The organism is Mesorhizobium sp. M1A.F.Ca.IN.020.04.1.1, from assembly GCF_003997315.1.
Lineage (GTDB): Bacteria > Pseudomonadota > Alphaproteobacteria > Rhizobiales > Rhizobiaceae > Mesorhizobium.
The window spans coordinates 1-2,314 of sequence record NZ_RZSN01000341.1 but is presented as its reverse complement, the minus strand read 5'-3'; the positions used below and the strand labels follow the sequence as shown (position 1 = coordinate 2,314).

The window sequence follows — 2,314 nt, the reverse complement described above, 5'->3', positions numbered from 1 at the left end:
CCATTCTGCTGGTGGCGCTCGTCGTCATCTACGCGCTGATCGCCTCGGCTATCGCGGTCACAAGGCTCGCCGAATACGGCTCCTTGGCGCATTTCCTGTTCTTCCTGCTCAGCGGCCTGCTCTGGGTGCTGCCGGCGATGGGCATCATCAAATGGCTGATCATGGAGCCGCCTCAGAAGGGCTGAGCGCGGCCGCGCCAACGCTAACGTGATTCATACGTGATTGCGCATTGGGACTAACTTGCCTGGCTTGACCGCATGGCAGGGAGGGCTTGCGCCATGCCAAAAGCCTCGTTCGCGGGATTGATCCTGATCATCGCCTGCATGGCGGCCTCGATGGCAGCCGCCGAAACCATCAACGTGTCGGACGATCATGGCGGCAGCGTCGCCGCGTACAGCCAGCGCTGGAAGGGGCTCGCCGCGCGCGGCGTCAATGTCCGCATCGTCGGCAAATGCCAGTCGGCCTGCACGGTGCTGCTCGGCTATATTCCCCGCAGCCGCATCTGCGTGATGCCTGCGGCAAGCTTCGGCTTCCATCTGGCGCACCGCACCGACATGACCGCCGTCTTGTGGAATGCCTATGCTGCCGACATCAGAGGCTGGATCAACGCGCATGGCGGGCTTGCGTCCCAGCTCAAATGGATGAACGCGCCGGACACCTACCGCTATTTCCACAGATGCTGACGCCCCTTCGGGCTAAATGGTGACGACCATCTTGCCGGCGTTGGCAAGCGGCGTGGTCACACCCGACAGCATCGTGCGGATGTGGGCGACGCTCTGGTAGCGGCCGTTGACGGAAATGCGCGGCAGCGCATGCAGGAAGCCGGCATGCTTGGCTCTCAGGACGCCATGCCGGGTCGTCACCGCCGAGACATAGCCGGCATCACGAGCGAAGCCGACCTCGCGGCAGCCAACCGCGCTGGGATAACCGTAGGGGTAAGCGAAATGGCGCGGCTCTGCCCCCAGCCGTTCCATGAGGATACGGCGGACGTCGCCGATCTCGTGACGCGCTTCCGCTTCGGATAACCGCTTGAGGTTGCGGTGGTTGACGGTGTGCGCGCCGATCGTCACCAGCGGATGGGCGGCAACCTTGCGAATCTCATCCCAGCTCATCAGGGTGCCGGGGCGGCCGGTGCCGAGCTCGATGCCGTTGGAGCGCGCCAGTTCACGCAGCGCGACGCCCTGCTCTTCCTCCGGGACCTCCAGGGTCAACCACGCGTTCAGCCTTGCAATCGCCTGGATCTTTCGGCCGGGTGTCGAGCAATCGACGACCGTCGATCCTCTCGCAGTCTTCAGCGTCAGGTGCGAGCCGGTGTCGACGATATCCTCGATGACTTCCCACCACAGGTCGACGGCACCGTCGATCAGGCCGGGCGCGACATAGATGGTGATCGGCGCACCGTGCTTCTCCAATACCGGCAGCGCCTCCGTCATGTTATCGCGATAGGCATCGTCGGCGGTGATGGTGGCGAACTGGCCGTGTTTGTCGCCCGCCCCGATGCGTTCGATCGCTTCATCAAGGGCAACAAAGGCATAGCCCCTTTCCTTCATGTCGGCGATCACCTTGTCGAGGAAGGCAGGGGCGATGTTCAGATGTCGATTGACGCTGTTCGGCTTCTCGGGCGCCGCGGTCACGCGATGCAACATCAAGATGGCACCGATGCCGCCGACAAACGGCCTCGCCAGCGGAGCGAGACCGGTGTAGCGGGCAACGTTCAACGCCAGCTTCCGGATTGCCTCGGCCCCGTCGATCATTCCTTCACCTTTTGCGCCTAGGCTCATCCAAGGACCTACGCGAACCCCAGGTTGCAACCAATACGTCTTAAGGATTGAGGGATGGTTGACGCCGCCGCGTCATTTGACGGCAATCGCGTCGCTGCCAACGAAGCGCCGGCGCGTGCGCCTGCCTCGAGCCGAGGCAGACTGACGGCGGCGGTGACCGATGGCACGGGTCTTGCGGGCTATGCAGAATTCTGCGCTTGGGCGCTGTTTGCTCCGGCGCAGAGCGCGTCCTGGGTGAGCAACTGGGCGGCCAAGACCAAAGCCGATATGGCGGTCGCCACGCTAAGCATCGAGGGTCGACCGGCTCTTTCGCTGGCGCTGGAAGTGGTCCGAAACGGCCCGTTCCGCGTCGCTCGTCTCGCCGGCGGACGTCATGCCAACGGCAATTTCCCCGCAACCGACCCGCGGCTTTTGCCTGCTGTAAACGGTCCTGCGATCCGCTCCCTGCTCTCGTCGATCGCCACGGCACGGCCCGACATCGACCTCGTTTCGCTGGAGCGGCTGCTGCCCGATCTCGACGGCACCGCCAACCC

General features: G+C 64.0%; 3 protein-coding genes and 1 pseudogene. 3 read left to right on the top strand and 1 reads right to left on the bottom strand.

What is annotated here, in order from left to right:
* Nucleotides 1-2 precede the first annotated feature (2 nt).
* Nucleotides 3-185: a DUF2842 domain-containing protein gene (locus tag EOA49_RS31580; protein WP_127243583.1), complete on the top strand. Its 183-nt coding sequence runs from the start codon at nucleotides 3-5 to the stop codon at nucleotides 183-185.
* 93 nt (nucleotides 186-278) lie between these two features.
* Nucleotides 279-683 (top strand): hypothetical protein, encoded by a 405-nt coding sequence (locus EOA49_RS31575; RefSeq protein WP_095824729.1) that lies wholly within the window; start codon nucleotides 279-281, stop codon nucleotides 681-683.
* 12 nt (nucleotides 684-695) lie between these two features.
* On the opposite strand, the gene EOA49_RS31570 is transcribed toward EOA49_RS31575, so the two are convergent.
* Nucleotides 696-1,754 (bottom strand): polysaccharide deacetylase family protein, encoded by a 1,059-nt coding sequence (locus tag EOA49_RS31570; RefSeq protein ID WP_127242116.1) that lies wholly within the window; start codon nucleotides 1,752-1,754, stop codon nucleotides 696-698.
* Nucleotides 1,755-1,835: 81 nt separating this feature from the next.
* Between EOA49_RS31570 and EOA49_RS31565 the strand changes: the two are divergent.
* Nucleotides 1,836-2,314, top strand: a pseudogene (locus EOA49_RS31565) (GNAT family N-acetyltransferase); the annotation flags it as partial.

Excerpts from the sequence above, each read along its gene's own strand:
- EOA49_RS31575 (WP_095824729.1), top strand. The coding sequence starts at position 279 with ATGCCAAAAGCCTCGTTCGCGGGATTGATCCTGATCATCGCCTGCATG.
- EOA49_RS31570 (WP_127242116.1), bottom strand. The coding sequence starts at position 1,754 with ATGATCGACGGGGCCGAGGCAATCCGGAAGCTGGCGTTGAACGTTGCC.